20 protein-coding genes are annotated in these 20,346 nt (G+C 33.8%); 14 read left to right on the top strand and 6 right to left on the bottom strand.

The annotated features are described in order from the left end of the window. Window positions 1-27: 27 nt before the first annotated feature. Window positions 28-336 (top strand): hypothetical protein, encoded by a 309-nt coding sequence (locus tag BK137_RS01950; RefSeq protein ID WP_076065222.1) that lies wholly within the window; start codon window positions 28-30, stop codon window positions 334-336. A gap of 56 nt (window positions 337-392) precedes the next feature. Here the strand turns inward: BK137_RS01950 and BK137_RS01945 are convergent, their stop codons facing one another. Beyond that, window positions 393-1,298, bottom strand: a complete 906-nt coding sequence (locus BK137_RS01945; RefSeq protein ID WP_038190898.1) for a LysR family transcriptional regulator — start codon at window positions 1,296-1,298, stop codon at window positions 393-395. 304 nt (window positions 1,299-1,602) lie between these two features. Here BK137_RS01945 and BK137_RS01940 point away from each other — a divergent pair, with 304 nt between their 5' ends. Beyond that, window positions 1,603-2,355: an alpha/beta hydrolase gene (locus BK137_RS01940; protein ID WP_038190897.1), complete on the top strand. Its 753-nt coding sequence runs from the start codon at window positions 1,603-1,605 to the stop codon at window positions 2,353-2,355. A gap of 37 nt (window positions 2,356-2,392) precedes the next feature. Here the strand turns inward: BK137_RS01940 and BK137_RS01935 are convergent, their stop codons facing one another. Beyond that, window positions 2,393-2,989, bottom strand: coding sequence for a metallophosphoesterase family protein (locus BK137_RS01935; protein WP_038190895.1), 597 nt, complete (start codon window positions 2,987-2,989; stop codon window positions 2,393-2,395). A gap of 326 nt (window positions 2,990-3,315) precedes the next feature. On the opposite strand from BK137_RS01935, the gene BK137_RS01930 reads away from it, so the two are divergent. Continuing rightward, window positions 3,316-4,497, top strand: a complete 1,182-nt coding sequence (locus BK137_RS01930) for a C40 family peptidase (RefSeq protein WP_038191203.1) — start codon at window positions 3,316-3,318, stop codon at window positions 4,495-4,497. Window positions 4,498-5,160: 663 nt separating this feature from the next. After that, window positions 5,161-5,607, top strand: a complete 447-nt coding sequence (locus BK137_RS01925; RefSeq protein WP_038190892.1) for an SRPBCC family protein — start codon at window positions 5,161-5,163, stop codon at window positions 5,605-5,607. Window positions 5,608-5,664: 57 nt separating this feature from the next. On the opposite strand, the gene BK137_RS01920 is transcribed toward BK137_RS01925, so the two are convergent. Beyond that, entirely contained in the window at window positions 5,665-6,369 is a 705-nt protein-coding gene (locus BK137_RS01920; RefSeq protein WP_038190889.1) for a class I SAM-dependent methyltransferase, read from the bottom strand. Between the two features lie 461 nt (window positions 6,370-6,830). Between BK137_RS01920 and BK137_RS01915 the strand changes: the two genes are divergently transcribed. Both BK137_RS01915 and BK137_RS01910 read left to right on the top strand, forming a co-directional pair. Beyond that, window positions 6,831-8,360, top strand: coding sequence for an AbgT family transporter (locus BK137_RS01915; protein ID WP_235175778.1), 1,530 nt, complete (start codon window positions 6,831-6,833; stop codon window positions 8,358-8,360). A gap of 10 nt (window positions 8,361-8,370) precedes the next feature. Continuing rightward, entirely contained in the window at window positions 8,371-9,555 is a 1,185-nt protein-coding gene (locus BK137_RS01910; RefSeq protein WP_038190886.1) for a M20 metallopeptidase family protein, read from the top strand. Window positions 9,556-9,605: 50 nt separating this feature from the next. Here the strand turns inward: BK137_RS01910 and BK137_RS01905 are convergent, their stop codons facing one another. From BK137_RS01905 to BK137_RS01895, 3 genes are all read right to left on the bottom strand, one after another. Further along, on the bottom strand, window positions 9,606-11,330 hold the full coding sequence (locus tag BK137_RS01905; RefSeq protein ID WP_038190883.1) for a helix-turn-helix domain-containing protein: 1,725 nt from the start codon (window positions 11,328-11,330) through the stop codon (window positions 9,606-9,608). A 910-nt stretch (window positions 11,331-12,240) separates the two neighbouring features. Next, on the bottom strand, window positions 12,241-12,456 hold the full coding sequence (locus tag BK137_RS01900) for a DUF3006 domain-containing protein (protein WP_038190881.1): 216 nt from the start codon (window positions 12,454-12,456) through the stop codon (window positions 12,241-12,243). Window positions 12,457-12,504: 48 nt separating this feature from the next. Then, window positions 12,505-13,278, bottom strand: coding sequence for a GNAT family N-acetyltransferase (locus BK137_RS01895; protein WP_038190877.1), 774 nt, complete (start codon window positions 13,276-13,278; stop codon window positions 12,505-12,507). Window positions 13,279-13,560: 282 nt separating this feature from the next. On the opposite strand from BK137_RS01895, the gene BK137_RS22155 reads away from it, so the two are divergent. The 8 genes from BK137_RS22155 to BK137_RS01860 all read left to right on the top strand — a co-directional run bounded on the left by BK137_RS22155 (window position 13,561) and on the right by BK137_RS01860 (window position 20,209). Beyond that, window positions 13,561-13,722: a hypothetical protein gene (locus BK137_RS22155; protein WP_155981212.1), complete on the top strand. Its 162-nt coding sequence runs from the start codon at window positions 13,561-13,563 to the stop codon at window positions 13,720-13,722. Between the two features lie 13 nt (window positions 13,723-13,735). Then, on the top strand, window positions 13,736-14,764 hold the full coding sequence (locus BK137_RS01890) for an NAD(P)H-dependent flavin oxidoreductase (protein ID WP_038190875.1): 1,029 nt from the start codon (window positions 13,736-13,738) through the stop codon (window positions 14,762-14,764). A 156-nt stretch (window positions 14,765-14,920) separates the two neighbouring features. Next, entirely contained in the window at window positions 14,921-15,310 is a 390-nt protein-coding gene (locus BK137_RS01885) for a MerR family transcriptional regulator (RefSeq protein WP_235175777.1), read from the top strand. Next, window positions 15,303-16,808 (top strand): class I adenylate-forming enzyme family protein, encoded by a 1,506-nt coding sequence (locus BK137_RS01880; RefSeq protein ID WP_038190860.1) that lies wholly within the window; start codon window positions 15,303-15,305, stop codon window positions 16,806-16,808. Before BK137_RS01885 ends, BK137_RS01880 begins: the two co-directional genes overlap by 8 nt. Beyond that, window positions 16,805-18,475 (top strand): acyl-CoA dehydrogenase family protein, encoded by a 1,671-nt coding sequence (locus tag BK137_RS01875; protein ID WP_038190857.1) that lies wholly within the window; start codon window positions 16,805-16,807, stop codon window positions 18,473-18,475. Before BK137_RS01880 ends, BK137_RS01875 begins: the two co-directional genes overlap by 4 nt. Before the next feature lie 217 nt (window positions 18,476-18,692). Beyond that, a complete protein-coding gene (locus BK137_RS01870) occupies window positions 18,693-19,478 on the top strand; it encodes a class I SAM-dependent methyltransferase (RefSeq protein WP_038190855.1) in 786 nt (261 codons plus the stop codon). Window positions 19,479-19,527: 49 nt separating this feature from the next. After that, a complete protein-coding gene (locus tag BK137_RS01865) occupies window positions 19,528-19,806 on the top strand; it encodes a hypothetical protein (protein ID WP_038190851.1) in 279 nt (92 codons plus the stop codon). Between the two features lie 49 nt (window positions 19,807-19,855). Then, window positions 19,856-20,209: a cupin domain-containing protein gene (locus tag BK137_RS01860; RefSeq protein WP_038190844.1), complete on the top strand. Its 354-nt coding sequence runs from the start codon at window positions 19,856-19,858 to the stop codon at window positions 20,207-20,209. Window positions 20,210-20,346 lie beyond the last annotated feature (137 nt).

Raw genomic sequence — 20,346 nt, 5'->3', positions numbered from 1 at the left:
TGCCAAAAAAGCAGAAAGGAATTTACTATGCCGACTTTAAAAGGAACAATTATTATTCAAAAAATGAAAGGACCCAATATCCTTTACATAGATAAAACTGCGCTCGCAAAATACTTTATTGATTTTGATGGGGAAGACGTACAAATGAACCTACATTTGCAAAAGTCTCAATTACAAGAATATAGAGGTACAGCTGAAATCTTCTGCTTTGAAGGAAAAGATGGTTATGGTGGCATTAAATTTGCCAATGATTTTTATATAGATGATCATGACATCTTGGAATTATTAGAAGAACATGAAGGAGAAATAGTTGAACTAGCAGTTGAGTTAGAATAATAGATATTATTGAAGGTAAATCTATCTTTATACCAAAGTAAAAGCAGCAAAAGGGCCTATTTATGCTCTTTTGATGCTTTTTTTCGTGCCTCAAAGAAATCCAGTATGAATTTTTGAAATTGCTTTGCAGCAGGGGATAAATAGCGCCCCTCTGCCCAGGCCATGCCAATAATACGTTCACATTTCACATCACTGATATGAATTTTAGCAATTTTCCTAGGATTAATTTCCTCACCGTCCGGTAACAATGAAAAGCCAAGTCCATTTGCTACAAACCCTGCAACAGTCCCTACCTCATCACCTACAAAAGTGATTTTAGGTGTAATTCCGACCTTCTCAAAAATTTCATCAACCGTAATACGTAAAGCGTACCCTTTTTTTAACAAAATAAATGATTCATCAGCTAGTTCTTTAAGTGTAATACTCTTCTTCATAGCTAGTGGGTGATAAATCGGCACAATCAGATACAACTCATCTCTCCATAATTCAGTCCATTGGATAGGTTTTTCGACTTCCATCGCTGCTAGCAAAGATAAATCAAGCTCGCCTGATTTTAGTTGTTTTAATTGTGTATGTGTATGATTTTGAATAAGTTGAAAATGGATATCAGGGAATTCTTTGCGGAATAGCCGTATTAAATCAGGTACTACATTTGTACCTAGTGTATGTAAAAAGCCAAGTGAAACTTCACCTTGATTTGGGTCGACGAGCTCTTGAATCTCATGTAAACCATCCTGATATTCCTGCATAATATTATTTACACGTTTTAAAAACATAGCGCCGTAACGATTTAAAATAATAGAACGTCCTTGTCTTTCAAATAATGGTACTCCTAACTCATCTTCAAGTCGTGCAATAGAGCGACTAAGTGCAGGTTGTGATATAGATAAAAGCTCAGCTGCGCGGGTCATATGTTGAATGTTAGCTAGTTTTTGGAAGTATTCGAGTTGTTGCCATTCCATGAAAAGACCACCTTTTTTATAGTGAATCAATTGATACCTTTTATGCATGATAATGATAAGAATTATAAATTATACATTATTAATCGTCAATGTTAATATGAGGTAGACATAAAATAGACACAACAAAAATATTGACATTTTTAAGGGGATATTTTATTGCGAAAGTCTGTTTTTAAATAGAAATGAAAACATTTCTAATACTCTATAGAGTTTTTAAAGAAAATTAAATTAAATATGTTTTACATAAACGGAATGGCGAAAGCCAAAAATTAATTACTTGTCGATTACAAAGGAGATAGTCAAAATGAAACTAGTCGCACCTAAATCTTTTACACTTGAAGGAGGAAGTAAAGCAGTATTATTACTTCATGGCTTTACAGGAAGTACAAAGGATGTAAAAAGATTAGGAAAATATTTGCAAGATCGAGGATATACAGTTCATGCACCGATGTATAAAGGTCATGGTGGATCACCTGAAGAATTACTTGAAACAGGTCCTGAAGACTGGTGGAATGATGTTGTTGCAGGCTATAACCATTTAAAAGACCAAGGGTACGAAGATATTGCAGTAGTTGGTATTTCACTTGGTGCAGTATTCTCATTACGCGTAGGTGAAGAGTTCCCAGTAAAAGGCGTAGTATCAATGTGTGCACCAATCAAACGTGAAAATACTGATGGGCTTTTTGATCGCCTATATGACTATGCTAAAATATATAAATCATTTGAAGGTAAAACAAGAGAACAAATCATTGCTGAACTTGAAAGTTTAAAAGCAACGCCAAAAGGCTCTTTAAATGATATTCAAAAAATCACAGAAGAAACTTGTGAAGACTTACATGAAATTACAGCACCGACATTAGTTATGCAAGGTGCTCTAGATGCGCCGATTTACCAAGAAAGTGCACCTTTTATCTATGAACAAGTTGATGCTGAAGAAAAAGATATCATCTGGTATAAAGAATCAGGACACATCATTACAACAGGTAAAGAACGCGATAAAGTGTGTGAAGATGTAACGGATTTCCTTGATCAAATTGATTGGTCTATCGCCAACTAATAATTTCTAACCTAAGAGAAGTACTCGAGTTATTATACTAACTCGAGTGCTTTTTCATTTGTTTTGCTTTCATAAATGTAACAGTTCGCGCTGTTGAATCATATAGACACCATTCTCTAGAACCTATTACAGCACCAACATTAACCCCGTATTTTTTTTGCTTCAATTGAATAGGTTTACCATAAGTAAAAGATTTTCTTTTACCTTTTTTATAAAATGCGGAATCATGGCTATGACCAAAAAAGAAGACGGATTGTTTAGCATCTGTTAACAGGGGTTTCCAATCTAACGACCACTTAAATTGATGTCCATGTATAATGTGCGCACCGTCAATTTTTAGAATCTCCGGAAGTTCATGAAAAGTTCGGAGACCCGTTACTTGCATAATGCGTTCCTCCTGATTTCCTCGAACAGAAGGGAACTGTAGCAAATTGCTAAAGTGCTCTGAATGCTCAGCAGCCTCTTCAAATGCTAGTCCCCTAATGTTTTTTGCTCTTTTTTTACCTATTTTACATTCAAATAAATCACCTAAACCAATGATTGTGGCATCTTCAGCCGTTTGATTTATATGCTGTAAAACTGCGTTAGTATCTTCAAAACACGAGTGCAAATCTCCAATCAATGCATACTTCATTTAGGTAATCATCCTTTCAAAAATATAGTAGAAATAATAGCATACATTAAATTGCTGGTAAAATAATTATTAACAGTTAAAAATAGTATAGCTACTTGTCGATAAATGTAATCACTTTATAAAGCATTTATTAAACACATGTGTAAGGTACCGATATTAGTAAGGTGACAAAATTACCTAATTGTTACAAAAACATGACACGAATTACGCTTTTATTAAGGTTGGGATATTCAGTGCCCATTTTTTTCAAGTCATGGTAGAATAAATGAGTGAGAAAATTGGGATATGAAATAAAGATTAGAGAAATGAGTTGACTAAGTTTGAAGATGAATACGAAATGGGGCCGCACAGCGGTTATGACATTAGCGTTAACAAGCGGCTTTATGTACACCGCGCAACCTCTACAAGCAGATGCAGCAACATCACAAGAAATGACACAAAAAAAAGTAAAGATAGATAAGAAAATTAAAAAGCTAGATAATGAGATTAAAGATTTAAAGAAGAAATTACAAAAAAAGACGGAAGACTACAAAGTAACTCAAAAAGACTTGAAAAAAGTTAATGCATCTATTGTGGAAACTGAAGAGCGTATAGAAAATCGTTCAGAAATAATCGACGATCGACTTAAAGCCTATCAAAAAAATGATAGCACAGTTAGCCCATACATAGAGGCAGTGCTTGGATCTGACAGTATTACAGACTTAGTCAGTAGAGCAATGAGTGTTAAAACAATTATTGATGCAGATCAAAACTTGTTAGAAGAACAGGAAGCTGATAAACAAGAATTGGCTGATCAAAAAGATGATTTAGAAAAAACACAAGCAAAATTGCAAAAACAATTCCAACAAATGCAAGAGGAAGAAAGCGCACTTGAAACAAAAAAGGCTGAAAATAAAGTTAAATCATTAGAGCTAAAAAGACAAATTGCCTCTAAAAAAGAGGAAGAACGTATTGCAAAAGAGCTCAAAGAAAAAGAAGAAGAAGCTCAGAAGTTAAAAGACCTTCAGAATACACGATTTGTAAGTGATGATAATAATGTTGGTAATGGAAATAACTCTGGGAATGGAAATAACTCTGGGAATGGCAGTAATGGTGGTAGTCCAAATGACAGCAATCAATCTAAACCAAATGTTTCAGGTTCAAAAGCTGCAACAGAAGCCATTGCAGAAGCTAGTAAATATTTAGGTACTTCTTATGTATGGGGTGGGAGCAATCCAACTTCAGGGTTTGATTGTTCAGGTTTAACACAATGGTCATTCAAGCAAGCAGGATACTCTCTTCCAAGAACAGCAGCACAGCAGTATCTAGCAACTGAAAAAATTGATCGTAGCAGTGCGAAAGCTGGGGATTTAGTATTCTTTAGTTACGGTTCAGGTGTTGCACACGTTGGAATATACTTAGGAAATAATAGAATGCTAGATGCACAAAATAATGGTGTAGTTGTTGAATCTTTAGATTGGTGGAACCAATATTTAGTAGGATTTGGCCGTGTCTCTGGTGTAAACTAAACAATTCTAAAAGCTCTTTGTTCATAAAAGAGCTTTTTTTATGAGAAAAGTAATAAAATAAAGTGATTTTTTGTTTATCTGGATATGTAAAATAGACTTCACTAATCGTACGTGCATATCCGTGGCCAGCACTTCATAGCTAAAATGATCAATAATTAATTTTTCCTGAAATTTGTTATGAATGAAAAGGTTTCTTATTGACTTTGGCTAAATTTTAGTAGCTGAGAAAAGAACTTGACGCAAAATGGTTGAGGACTTTGGTTTATTAATAAAAAAATAGGGTATATGACTAGGGGAAAATAGATTTCTTTTAGCGAAATGATCATTGAGTTTAAAAATCAAATATTATATTTAGGTATCACGAAAATACCATCTTTTGATTCAAGATAAATAGTATCATGTGGTGATTGGCTAATGCGAGGAAATTAATCGTTATCCAATATTGGATAATGATTAGATTTTTTAGGTATTAAGACATACTAGGTGTGAGTTTAATAGTTTATAAAATTATAAACATGCTATTGTAGCTATAATATTATTTTACTTATTAATCAAATAGGAGGATAAAAAGTACTTTGGATATGTATTAATTTGTCGATTATTTAAGAGATTTTCGCTATACTAGTAATTGTAAATATTCAATAGAGAAAGTAGTGAACGATTATGGCAACAGCGTCACATGCAGTAGAAATTCCATTACCAGCAACTGAAGTTTGGGACTTTGTAAGCAATATGGAGAAATGGGCAACACTTGTACCTGGATATAGAGAACATGAAATCATCAATGATCGTCAATCTACTTGGACATTTGCTGGAAATGTCGGTGTCTTGAAAAAAACTGTGAAAGTACAAATAGATATTATTGATTGGATAGAGCCAACTAAAATTACATTTAACCTTATTGGTTTAACAGATAAATTTACTGGAAACGGATATTTTGAAGCAACAGCATTAGAAGCTGAAAAAACCGAGATGGTCGGTTTCTTAGAAGTAAATGCTGGTGGTTTAGTAGCACCAGTCCTAAATCCAGTATTCAAAGCGGTACTACCAAAAGCAACAACTATGCTAACTGAACGTGTAGCTAATAAAATCAGATTAGTTCAAGTTTAATAGCTAAAACCGTCAAAAAGTCTCTCCATTTGGAGAGGCTTTTTTAGATTTCTGCTTTCAGCACTTTTTCTGAAAAATAGCTGTTAGTAGTCCGTCTATACCAAAAACGGGTTCATTTGATTCGGCTACTCTCATATTTCGTACTTCAATACACTCAAAGTCTTGAAAAACCCTTCTTAGCTTTTCTTCTGTAAATCCTAAGCCGCCCTGTAAACTTTTTATCCTATACACTTCCCAATCTGAAATACTAGAACCTCCAATAGGTCCATCTTCGATAAAACAGTTAATAGCAAAGTATCCGTTTTGCTTAAGCGATTTTTTAATTAAATCTATGTAATCCATTCTCCTATGTGGTGCAATATGATGAAAACAACCTGAATCATAAACTAGATCATATTTTGAATCCTCTATATATAAATCAAAAATATTATGATTAATAAAATTGATTGTAATATTTTTTTCAATCATTCTATCCCTAGCCCATTTCAATGATTCTACAGATAAGTCTACTGCATCTACCTTATAGCCTTTTTCAGTTAGGTAAATTGCATTTCTACCAGGTCCACATCCTAACTCTAATGCATGACCAGAGTTTAAAAGTTTTCGATCAAAATAACTGACTAGGTTTTCATCTGGTTTATTTTCAAAGAAGGGAATCCTCTTTTCACGATCTGAATAAAACTCATCCCAAAATTGTTCGGGTTCTCGTAGTAAACTGTCTAACATATTTTTTAAATCATCATAATTCTTAATGTTCTCCATACTTTCTCCCCTTTCAATTGGTTTATCTTGCTAATTTATCTTATCAACAATTGGGTGTATTATGGTTACAAATACATTAATTGTATATTAAAAGTAAAGGGTGTTAACTGTAGAGAGTACAACTAAAAGCTCTTTAAATAATCATAGGGTATCATGAATGCTACTCAACAGAAAGTATAGATGGATTGTACGATGGTTTTATAAAACTAAAATAGAACATGTTTAAATGGGTTTTAGGTGGTTTCCTCTTAATTAACAAGAAAATATTTTTACAATTATTACAATAGTATTTCAGCGGAAGTTCTAAAATATTTTAAGTATTCGAAATGATACATGGACATATACTCTTTTGTCTTTTTAGAGAAATCTCCAAAAACAACAAGAGAATTTCATGTTTTACACTATATCAATATCACTTATTATTCATTATCATTTAAATATTCAGAAAAAGGGGGTTTTTGATGACGAAAACGATGAACGAAAAGCCAAAAAAGAAGATAATTGAACGATTTTTAGATGGAGTAGAGAAAGCGGGAAATAAATTACCTGATCCTGTGACGCTCTTTGTTATAATGGCGTTTTTGATCTTGGGATTGTCATGGATAATGGCTAAGTTCAATGTTTCGGCTGTGAAACCCGGAACAGATGAGAGTATTGCCGTTATCAATTTACTTAATCAAGAAGGATTAATACGTATTTTAGGTGAAATGCAGTCAAATTTCACATCATTTCCACCTCTTGGAATGGTTATTGTTTCAATGCTTGGTATCGGTTTAGCAGAGCAAACAGGTTTAATCGCAGCATTGATGAAAAAATCTGTGATGAGTGCTCCACAGAAACTGATTATTCCATTTTTAATATTAACAGGATTGGTTGGAAACGTAGCAGCAGATGCAGCATTCATAGTTTTACCACCAATTGCTGCTTTAATCTTTATGAGTATTGGACGAAATCCACTTGTTGGTTTAGTCGTTACATATGCCGCAATTGCGGGTGGCTTTAGTGCTAACTTGTTAATTAGTTCTCTTGATGTTCTGTTACTTGGAATCACAGAATCTGCAGCACATCTAGTAGATCCTGAATATACTGGTCGTGCAACAATGAACTATTATTTCCTAATTGCTTCAACATTTGTTTTAGTAGGTTTAGGAACATTTGTAGCACATAAATTTACGATACCACGTTTTGGAGAATTTAACGGTGAGTTGGAAAAACTTGAACCTATTACTCCTATTGAAAATAAAGGCTTAAAATGGGCAGGTATCGTAACCGCAATATATGTTATTATTCTATTAATTACGGTTGTACCATCTAATGGTATTTTACGTGATCCTGAAACAGGTGGTTTCTTATCTTCTCCATTTATGACGGGTATTGTACCAATCATGTTATTTTTCTTCCTGTTACCAGCTTTAGCTTATGGGATTGTCACAAAGAATATTAAGAGTGACAAAGATGTTGCAGAGAAAATGTTTAAATCTGTTGCAGATATGGCTTCATTTATTGTATTAGCTTTTGTAGCAGCCCAAATGATTGCTTATTTTGGATGGAGTAATATAGGTCCAATTTTAGCGATTAAAGGTGCTGAAGTATTACAAGCGATGGATTTTACAGGTTTACCAATGATAATTGGCTTTATCGTAATATGTGCAAGTATAAACATGCTAATTGCAAGTGCTTCAGCTAAATGGGCATTATTAGCACCAATCTTTGTTCCAATGTTCATGTATTTAGATTATAGTCCAGCATTAACACAGGCAGTTTATCGTGTAGGGGATTCGATAACGAATCCTATAACACCAATGCTTGCATACTTTGCAATTCTTTTAGCCTTTGCTAAAAAATACGATAAAAATATCGGTATTGGAACATTGATTTCCGCTTTACTACCATACTCAGTTATCTTTGCGATTGGATGGATTTTGTTGTTTAGTATTTGGTTCTTATTAGGATTGCCACTTGGACCTGGTGATTCAATTTACTTAAAGTGAGGGAAATTATATGGAAAAATTATATGATTTATTGAAAGAGAATTATGGAGAAATGATAGAAATTAGACGTTTCCTACATGAAAATCCAGAGTTATCATTTGAAGAAGTAAATACACCGAAATATATTGCTGAATATCATCGTAACCTTGGACATGAAGTGACTGAAGGCGTCGGTCGACGAGGTGTAGTTGCAAAATTGCATGGTGCAAAACCAGGTAAAACTGTAGCGCTTCGAGCAGACTTTGATGCCTTAGCGATTCAAGAACTAAATGATATCCCTTATAAATCCAAAGTAGATGGCGTTATGCATGCATGTGGACATGATGGACATACAGCAACACTTTTAGTATTAGCTAAAGTGTTAAACAAGCTACAAGATGAGTTGGAAGGAACAATCGTTTTTATCCACCAACACGCTGAAGAACTTGCTCCTGGTGGGGCAATTGCAATGATAGAAGATGGTTGTTTAGACGGAGTAGACGTTATATTTGGTACACATTTATGGGCCCCTGAACCATTAGGGAATTTAATGATAAAAGATGGTCCTTTAATGGCAGCAGCTGATGGAATCTATATTACTGTAAAAGGAAAGGGCGGACATGGTTCTGATCCAAGTAATACAAAGGATTCGATCGTTATTGCTGCTCAATTTATCACAAATATACAGCAACTAGTAGCTCGCCGTGTAGACCCGATTAAACCAGCTGTAGTATCAATAGGACATATCGAAGCACTAAATCCCTTTAATGTAATTGCAGATTCTGTTTATATGAAAGGTACGGTTCGTACATTTGATGAGGATACACGTGATTTATTGGAAAAAGAAATTGAAGAAGTTTTAAAAGCTTCATGCTATTTAACAAAAGCAGATTATGAATATAACTTTGTACGTGGGTATCCTGCGGTTGTTAATCATACGAAAGAAACGGAATTCATTATGGACCTAGCAACACAAGTTCCAGGTGTGGATGAACTTCGTGTATGTGAGCCAGTAATGGGTGGTGAAGACTTTGCCTATTATCTAAATCATGTACCGGGTACTTTCTTCTTTACAGGTGCGAAAGATCCGAATTGGGAAGAGGTTTACCCTCATCATCATCCTAGATTTAATATTGATGAGCGTTCTATGTTAATAGCTGCAAATACTTTAGGTGCTGCAACACTGAAATATTTGCTTGAAAACAAGAACAACTAATAGAATATATAGAAATGACAATCCACGAGAGTTTTAGTCTCGTGGATTTATTATGGTTGCTGGTTATATAAAAATAAAGCAGCTTGTATATTCATGGCATGTTGAATATCGTTTAAATCGAGTTGGAGTTTTTCTTCTATTTGTTGGATTCTATAATAGACTGTATTTTGGTGCATATGCATTCGTTCTGCAGTTTGAGCAACATTTTTATGACAATGAAAATAATTAATAAGTGTATCTAACAAGTCGTTTTTAGTACGTTGGTTATCTTGAGAGGGTAAAATAGGATTCAATATTTCTTCAACAAAATATTGTTTTTCTATGGAAGACATGGATAGTAGATAACGATATATTCCAAGTTTTTTATATGAAATAATTGTTCCATCTATTAAGTGTTGAGTATTTTGTAAAAGTTCTAGATCCTGATAAGACGCAAATATCCCTTCAATATTTGCGATAACTCGACCAATTAAAATTCGTTCATTATTTTGTAGAGTAATATATTTATTAAGGGAGCTTTCGATATTCTCGTGTTGATCTCTTAAGGCAATTAAAATGATTAAAGAATCTTTATGTGGGAAAAATATGCAGTTCCCAATTGGTCGGAATTTATTTTGATATTGTGACTCTAGATTTAATGTGTTTGCATAATTCGCCTCGTTAAAACCTTCCTGCTTATAAGAAAGTAAGCAGTACGCTTGAAAGTATGTATCATCAAACATCGTATTTAATGTTTGATCTGATTGAGAAATCAGTAATTGTTGAAAGAGTGCCATTCTTTCTTGGACTTTTGATTCTAAAAATTTTTGCTCCTTCATTTGTTCAATAGCCATTATTGCAGTGCCATGAGATAGTGTTAATTTTGAATAGACATCTAGTGAATTTGCTGGGCAAATAACTAGAAGATAACCGGTTATACCATATAAAGAGGATATTTTAAAAATGTATCCAGTCAATTCATTTGGCAAAGAAACTTGAAAATACTGTTTTTTTGATGGGAATTGATAAAGTGATAGTTCTATCCAATCTATTATCGTCGGGAGATTCATATTAGTACTACTATGGCTACCAAACAAATAGTGACCCTCTGCATCAAAATACAGAAGTTCTTTGTCAATCATACTAGCTAATGATAAAATAATCTGTTTTGTATCACGTGCATTTAAAATAATTTCATTTAAACTATGGTGAGATGCTAAAGTTGAGCTCAAAGTTTGTGCACGTTTTTCTTTTTCCTCAAGATTTTGGCTAAGGATGAAGACTATTGCAATTTGAGTAGCAATTGCTTCAACAAACCCTATTTCTTCTTCAGTGAAATAATCATTAGAGAAAAAATTATCTAAAGTTAAGACACCTATTTTTTTATCCTTATAAGTAATAGGTACTGAAAGGCAGCTTTTTGGTGGGACCTGCTGAACGGAAGACTTTAAGTAATATTGATAGTTAGGTTCTTTCATATTACTCATTGCTTTCTTTACTGCGCTTTCACCATGGATAACTAACGTTTTTCCAGTTTTAAACACAGTGCCAGATATCCCTTCACCAGAAGCGAGCCTGCTCTGAATATAATATTCTTCTTTAAAATTAACAGCAGCTTCAATAATGAGAGTTTCTTGTGTTGCATCCCATAAAAGTAGGAATCCTCCGTCTGCTTTATCGATTGTGTCGATAACGACTTCAATTATTTTTTGAACATCTGTAGTGTTTTCGATGTTTTTGGTGATTTCTATAAAGGCTTGCCATTGCTTTATTAATCCATTTTCTCTAACATGCATATTATGAACTCCATTTATGTAATTAGTTTATTTATAAGACGCTGAAATAGATTTAAAAAGTAGGAACATCTTATGAATGAAATGAGATTTCCTAAGACACTTTAAACTGATAGACTGTTTAAGAATATTGATTTACAACCAGAGATATACCTTGAAAATAAGTTGAATATATATGAATTCTCCAGCTTCGTTTTCACAATAATTCAATGGATGTAGCTTCCAAGAGCTCAAATTTAATATAATACCTAGAATATCCAAGAATATAGCTTGTATTTATTATTTTATCATAATTATTCCGATAATTTAGAAAATAATTGAAAAAGGTTACTGAAAATGACTAAGATAGTGATTCCAGCAATGTTAGTTTTCCTGATAAAATATAAATCTTGGAATTAGGGGGGATGAATAAGAGAAGATGTAGAAAACCACTTGAATTTCTATTGTCTTGAATAAAATCTTCAAAAATCCTTAATAATTTCCTTTATTTCGCCTTTATAAGTAAAGAAGTTTGAAAGATTTACAAGTTCGCCTTCAGGAAGAAATAGTGTAGTTTTGATACATAAAAATAGTGAATATCAGCTGTAGAAGAAAAAAATATTTTTGCTATGAGGATGGATAAATAACACCCCCCTATGGGGAATAGGGGGTGTTATTTTTTTCTATTATATTGTATAAAATATCAAGAGAAAGAAACGACAAACAAATTAAAAGTAATAGAAAATGGAGACATTTAATACTCTAAAAAAACAAAATATAAACCTATACCGGTAATGATACAACTAAATATCTCCCTTGAAATTAATTTTTTCACATTTTAGCCTTCTTATAAATCCAAGGTCATATCTTCGATGTAATAAAATAAAAATCTGCTAATTAGCAATCTAAACAAAAAAAGGAATTGAAGTAAAGATTAATCCTCAAACAACTCTTCCATCAAATCAGCTACTTCTTTTCCCAATTGTTCTTTTCCTTCTGAATCAATTGTGATCTCTCCATTTTCAAACAGTAGTACATCTCCAGCTTGAACACCTTTAGGTAATTGAGTAAGTGAAAAATCTTCCAGACTATTTTCAAATTCAACAACAGCAATGTCCCCTTCAAAACGATCAATGATTCCTCTTTTCATGCTGAGCCACTCCTTAAAAATAGAATAAAAACAAAATAACTTTAGGGCTTATTTTTGATAATCGATAAAGTAAGTATCATAAGATTCTTTAAAAATGTATCCGAGCTTTTGAGCTAATTTAACAGATTCTATATTAGCACCATCCCAACTAGGATAAATTCCTCTGTTAAGACAATCTAATATCAAGGCAGAAGCTGTTATTGTTGCTAAGCCTTTTCTTATATGATCAGGGTGTGTAGCAACTTCAATCTCAATCCCATCATCATAAATACTATATGATGTGGCCCCACACACAGCTTTCCCTTCAATTAAAATAGCAAAACCAACACCTCTATCTAAAAAATCTTCTATAGAATTAAACTGACTTATAAAGTCTTCAGAAAGCTCATGAAAAGATGGTTCATTCACTATAGTTTTATCTATTTTTTTTAGTTCATAACCTTCTGGTAGTGTAGATAATAAGTTCTTTATATAGCTCACATCTAGATGTTCAGGAACCTTTTCAAATCTATATCGTTGGAATTTTTCTGTAGATCCTTTATGTACTTTTTCAATTAGTAGTTTCCATTCATCATTATTAACAATTGCAAGTGTATAATCAGGTAGATTGAATAATAGTTCTTCTGCTTCCTTTGTATTAGGATTTCCAGCATAAAATACAAAAATCCCCACAGTTACTTGTGCTACTTTAGGATTTTCAAGGTTGTCAACCCAAGCGGTTCCCATATGTCCTTGTAGACATGAGAGAACAATAGTACTATCCATATTTTCGAACATAGGTACTAACTTTTTTCTTACATTGATATCAGCTTCATAAATCATTGAATTCCTACTTTCTCTACAAAATATTGTAAATAACTCTTTTATCGATATTACCATTATTTTTCCAATTTGTATAATTGAATTTATTTTTTTATATGATGATTACAAGTACATATTAAAAAATAAAAATATATCGTATTGCATTTTCAACTAAAATTGTAGAGAAAATGAATAATAAAATGTAATTTTAGCTGAGAATTGTAAAGGACATATAAATGATAAAGTATTGACAGTTCGTTATAATAAATTTGATGGAAAGCCATACAGAAAGAATGTGATGATATGAATCGCAAAATAGTAGGGTCCATTATATTATTCATCGGTATACTAACTATAGCAGGGAAATTTTTCTTTCGTAATTTTGAATACAGTGAAGCGTTATCTTGGGGGGGATTAGCGCTGACGATATTAGGTGCGTTAGTAATAAGTGAGAAAAAAACATAAAGGGGAGTCAGTAATGGAATCTTTGTTTGTTCAAAATATTTTAGGGATAGATAAACCAATCTTACAAGCACCAATGGCTGGAGTGACGACGCCTGAATTTGTAGCAGCAAGTGCAAATGCAGGTATTTTAGGTTCTATTGGTGCAGGGTATTTAAATGCGGAAGCGACTAGAAATAGTATTCGAGAAGTAAAAACTTTGACTGACAAATCATTCTCAGTAAATTTGTTTGTTCCAGAACAGGTTGAGGCAACTGATGAACAGATTGCACAAGCGTACGAGGCATTAAAGCCATTTCAACAAGAACTTGGGTTGTCGGAAGAAAAGGTTGTGCTATCTTTCAGTGAGTTCGCCGAGCAGGTAAAAGTAGTCGTTGATGAGGGTGTGAAAATTTGCTCTTTTACTTTTGGAATACCAGATCAAGAAACAATATCCTATTTACACAAACATGAGACTTATTGCATGGGCACTGCTACGACTGTAGAAGAAGCAATTGCGGTGGAACAAGCTGGATTAGACGCTGTAGTTTTACAAGGTGGGGAAGCAGGTGGCCACCGTGGGACGTTTTTAGAGCCTCTTACGTTAATTCCAACAATGGAGCTACTTAAAAACACGATCGGCAAAATAAACATCCCCATCATTACTGCTGGGGGTATTATGACAAAAAAGCATATGCTTGAATTACTTAATGAAGGTGCAGAAGCTATTCAGATTGGTACGGCGCTTCTAGCAACTGAAGAAAGTGGCGCACATCCACTACATAAAGAAGCAATTTTAAAATCAGAAAAAGATAAAACAGCTTTGACAACCGCTTTTTCAGGGAAAGCTGCTAGAGGGATTGTAAACGATTTTATGACTTACATGGCAAATCAACCGATTGCTCCTTATCCAGTTCAAAATGATTTAACAAAGGAGTTACGTAAAGTAGCAGGTCAGCAAGGAAAAGCAGAATATCTATCAATGTGGGCTGGAGAAAATATGTATTTAGCTAAGCCCGGGAAGGTAGCGGATATTGTGCATCATTTTATAAGTGATGACTATTGATTTAGATTAATTATGAGGCGTACTACATTTTTGTAGTGCGCTTTTCGTTTAATGAATTGTTGTATTTTCATAGAAAACTAGAATAGTTATTGGTTGAACTTTACGTTAACGTCAATGATATACTGCTTCTAAGTTCTTGTTAGGATGGTGGCGCTATTGAGGACAATTACAGATATTGCAAAAGAATTCGATGTAACGACACGGACAATTCGCTATTACGAGGAACTTGGTTTATTGTCTCCACAACGGACAAATGCAAAAAAAAGAATGTACACAAATTCAGATTATGCAAAGCTAAAACTGATTTTCAGAGGTAAGAGATACGGGTTTTCACTCGAGGAAATCAAAGAAATGGTTTTACTATTTGACAAGGATAGAACAGGTAAAAAACAACTTGAAAGAACAGTTGCATATGGAAAATTAAAAATGGCTGAAATCGATGAGAAAATGCGGGAGTTACAGGAAATTCGAGATGAGTTGGAAACTCTACATCTTGATTTTACTGAAAAGTTAAATAGTTTAAAAGGAGGCAGTTATATTGAATAGTTCACAATTATTAACGCGCAATGCAAGAAAGTATCCACATGGGGAAGCTATTGTAAGTCAAGGCAAGCGAATCAATTTCAAAGAGTTAAATCAACTAGTTAATCAATTTGCTAATGCTTTACAAGAAAAGCAAATTAAACAGGGGGATAAAGTTGTCTTATATATGCCGAATGTTGTGGAATTTATGATTAGCTATTTTGCCGTACAGCGTCTAGGAGCTGTAATTGTTCCAATCAATGCAAAGTTTTCAATAAAAGAAGTGGAATATATTGTTGAACATTCAGATGCAATCGCTTTCATAACTCATGAGCTTTTATTTCCTGTAGTCGAAAAATTACAAAATCCAGGTTTACTAATTAAAACAGGTGCTGAAGAAGATGGATGGTTAAGTTTCGAGCATTTAGTAGCTACTAGTAAAGATAAAGAAATAAATTGTTCTTTAAAAGAAGATGATGAATCAACTATTCTCTATACTTCTGGTACGACTGGTAATCCAAAGGGTGTACTATTTAGTTATCGAAATATATTAACAGTTGCCCAGATGATTTGTGTAGAAATGGAGATGAAGCCAGAGAGTAGATTACTCCTTATGATGCCACTTAGTCACTCTGCTCCCTTACACTTATTTTTAATGGCTGGAATGATTGTTGGAGCAACCGCGGTATTAACACCAACTTTCACACCAGATCTTTTCATCGATACTGTTATTGAAGAGAAGACGACGCATTTCTTTGGAGCACCGGTAGCATATCTATTAACAGCACAAAGTCCAAAGTTAAGTGATGCTGACCTTTCTTCAATGAAATGGTGGGTATATGGTGGTGCACCAGTATCTAAAAAAGAAGTAGAGTTCATTCAACACGCTTTTAAAACTGACAATTTGGTATGTGTATATGGTTTAACAGAAGCAGGACCAAGCGGTTCGATTTTAATGGCACATGAACATGAAAATAAGGCAGGAAGCATAGGACACCGTGCACCACTCCATACAGAACTACGTATAGTTAACGATATTGGTGATGATGTAGCGGTAGGAGAAGTAGGGGAAATTGTTCTATTAGGTGAAGGTAATATGCTAGGTTACTATAAAAATGAAGAGGCAACTAAAGCAGCATTTATAGGTGAATGGTTGAAAACTGGTGACTTAGCTAAGTTTGATGAAGAAGGGTACATTTGGGTTGTTGATAGAAAAAAAGATTTAATTATTTCAGGTGGGGTTAATATCTATCCAAAAGAGATTGAAGAACAAATATTGCAGTATGCTGGTATTCATGAAGTTGCAGTAGTAGGAGTTCCTCATCCTGAATGGGGGGAAACTGTAAAAGCTGTATTTGCTTCAGCTGAACAAGTCGATGTAGAGGAGTTGAAGTCTTATTTAACTGAGCATTTAGCGAAATTTAAAGTGCCAAGGCTATTTGAACAAGTCGAAGCACTACCAAGAAATGCATCAGGAAAAATATTGAAACAACCTCTAAGAAATGTAGGTGTAGCTCAATGAAAGTATTACAAGATGTAACTGAGCAAACAGCACGAAACTTCTTTCATGATAACCAAACTTTACAACTTATACTAGAAAAAACATTAGATGCAGATTTTTTAGATTATGCTAATCGAGAATTAAGCGTTTTTGGTGAATTATGTGCTAACGAAATCGACTTACGTGCAAAACATACTGATCGTGAAGGCGAACCGAGATTGAAACGATATGATAAATATGGGGAAGAAGTTTCTGAAGTATGGGTTAATGATGGCTATAAAAAAACTATACAGGAAACTTATGATACGGGGATTGTGGGCTATGTGCATAAGGAGATTCCTGCGCTTGGTGTGAAAGGGAATTACACATATAGCTTTGCACAAGGATATTTATTATCCCATGCTGAGCCGGGCTTTTATTGTCCTGTCACTTTAACTATGGCTACAGCTTATTTATTAGACCATTATGCAGATGAGTCATTAAAAGAGCGTTTTTTAACACCTGTTTGTTCTACAGGGGAAGGTCCATTATTTGAAGGGGCTACGTTTTTAACAGAAAGACAAGGTGGTTCAGACGTTGGTGCCAATGTTGTAAAAGCAATAAAAGAAGGCAACAATTTCCGATTATATGGTGAAAAATATTTCGCATCGAACGCAGGAATGTGCGGAGTTGCAATGGTGCTTGCACGTATTGAAGGGGCCTCAGGAGGTTCAAAAGGATTAACATTATTTGCAGTACCTTGGCGTAAGGAGAACGGAGAAGTCAATCATTTACGTGTGCGCCGTTTGAAAGATAAACTAGGTGTTAGGGCAGTACCTTCAGGTGAAGTAGAATTTGATGGAGCTGAAGCTTTTGTTGTGGGAGATCCTACTAGAGGATTTTACTATATGATGGAAGCTTTAAATCTCTCACGGATTTGTAATGCGGTTGCATCTATTGGCATTATGCGCAGAGCATTACTTGAGGCAAAAGACTATGCAACCCGTAGAAATGCATTTGGCAAGAGATTGGCCGATTTTCCTATGGTACGAGATACATTAAGTAAGCTTGCAGCAACACTTCATGTGGAAGTAGCAACCGTATTTGATTTGATTGGACTTTATGAAAGAGTGACAGCGGGTGAAGCTACGGAAAAAGAAGTGATATTGAACCGCTTGTATATCGCTATTATGAAAAAGGAAACAGCTGAGCAAGCAATTCATTTTGCACACGAAGCAATTGAAATGCATGGTGGAAATGGCTATATTGAGGATTTTGTGACACCAAGATTATTACGTGATGCCCAAGTTCTTACGGTTTGGGAAGGGACTGCGAATATTCTAGGATTAGAATTAATCCGTTTAGTAAATAAATACTCAGCACATACTGTATTCACGGATGTTATGCAAAAACGTCTACAGCAAATTACAAATAATGAGCAAAAACAAATTGTCGTTATTCAGCTAAAATTATTAACAGAAGAACTTTCTAAATTCGCGGGTTTAGATGCCGATTTACAAAGTTTTGAGGCGAAAAAATTAGCAAAGAAAATGGCGCATGTTTATGAAAGTGTAGTAGCGATCGAATGGGCAGTAAAACATGGTGGACGATATGAGAAACTTGCTGAAGTGTATTTAGATGAGGTGTGGTCCTTAAGGGAAATAGGGGACCCGATGAAAACAGTGCAATATTTTGAAGAGATTGTATAAGGGAAAACTGCGAGGAGTACTCTCGCAGTTTTTTTGTTCATATTTACTAATATCAAAAAAAGCGCCTCAAATAGAAAATTAGCAGCAGTATTTTTAGAATGTTAATGTGATAATTTTGAAAATATGGGACAATAAAAAAATGGAAGATTATTAGGGGGAAATTTACATAAGTACTGGTAGATTGATGAATCAAAAAGATAAAAGGAGATATTAAATTATGTCAATAAAACACAATACAGAAGAATATGATAATCCAGTATTATACGATAAGGAAAATAACCGTTACACAGATGATATTCCATTTCTACAAAAATGGGCGTCAAAGGCTGAAGGTCCAATTCTTGATATTGCATGTGGAACTGGCAGGGCAACGATACCTCTAGCCAAAAGTAGTCATAAGATAGTAGGAATAGATTCACATGAAGGTATGCTAAATGAAGCGAAGAAGAAAGCTAGTAAAATGAAATTACCAATAAAATGGATTCAGCAAGACTGTACGAAGTTAGAATTAAATATTAAAACCGACTTTGCATTCTCTGTTGGGAATTCTTTTCAACATTTTCTAAAGAATGAAGATCAAGATGGCTTATTTTCATCGGTTAATAGACATCTTTTTCAAAATGGCATTTTCATCTTTAATACGAGATTTCCAAGTGCTGAAGAATTATTACAGCCAGAAACAGAAGAACACTGGTATACGTATATTGATATTGACACGCAACATAAAGTGGATGTATCTACAATTGCAAAATATGATGCGCTCAATCAATTGCAATATTATACAACAATTCGAAAATATAAAGATGAAACAAATCATATAGTAAATGAAGTGAGTACTAATATTACATTAAGGTATGTTTACCCAAAGGAGATGGAACGAATGCTTGCGAATCATGGGTTTGAAGTTATTCAAATATATCAAGATTGGCAAGAAAACCTAATAACGAATGATAGTTATTCAATGATTTTTGTGTGTAAGAAAGTTAGTGAATCATGTAAGTGAAGTGATTATATTTTATCAGTAACAAATAACATTATAGAGGAGAGAATATGTGTCTGTTATTCCTTACTATCATTATTTCGCTCTATTGATTGTGTTCATTTCAAGCTTTATTGGGGTTTTTAAACACAAAAGTATCTTTTATTCATCTGTCGTTACAATAATATTATTAGTAGTTCCTAATATTTTACCGATTTTCGAAGTTTACGAAAAGAAAGAGTCTGTTGTGTATGCTATTTTTTATGCTATTAATGCAGTAGTTCTTTCACTAGTTTTATTACAATTGCAAAGAGGTTTTTTGAGTAGCCATGAAAAAAATCTGGAATTATGAAGCTCAATTGAAAAAAAAGTTCGCAATAAACATTTAGGGGTGAGAGTAATTGCAAATATTTAATATAACTAAAAGAAGGATGAATGCGTTTGATTCGGATTTTCAACTATCGCATATTTGCCAAACTTCAACATCAACGAATATTAGTTTAATGACTTTAGAAGAGGATGGTGTGATAGGTAACCATCAAACAGTAACGAATCAATTGCTTATAGTATTAAACGGAGCAGGTAATGTTGCTGGTAAAGAAGGCGGAAAAACGGTAGGTCCCGGTGATGTTGTGTTTTGGGACAAGGGTGAATGGCATGAAACTACTAGTGAATGTGGTATGCAAGTGATGGTTATAGAGAGTGATGAATTGAGAGCATCTGATATGCTCTCATTAAAAGGATGGACGATTTGAGTATTTTCAAGATGAAATGAAATTTAATATAAAAAGGACTAGCCTAGAAATTCAGCTAGTCCTTTTTATATGCCTATTTTGTATTTATTAAACTTTAGTTTCCGATATTTAGAAAATAGCGAAGAGGTATCAAATAG

The organism is Viridibacillus arenosi (genome assembly GCF_001955655.1).
GTDB classification, from domain to species: domain Bacteria; phylum Bacillota; class Bacilli; order Bacillales_A; family Planococcaceae; genus Viridibacillus; species Viridibacillus arenosi.
This window is presented reverse-complemented; position numbering and strand designations above follow the sequence as displayed.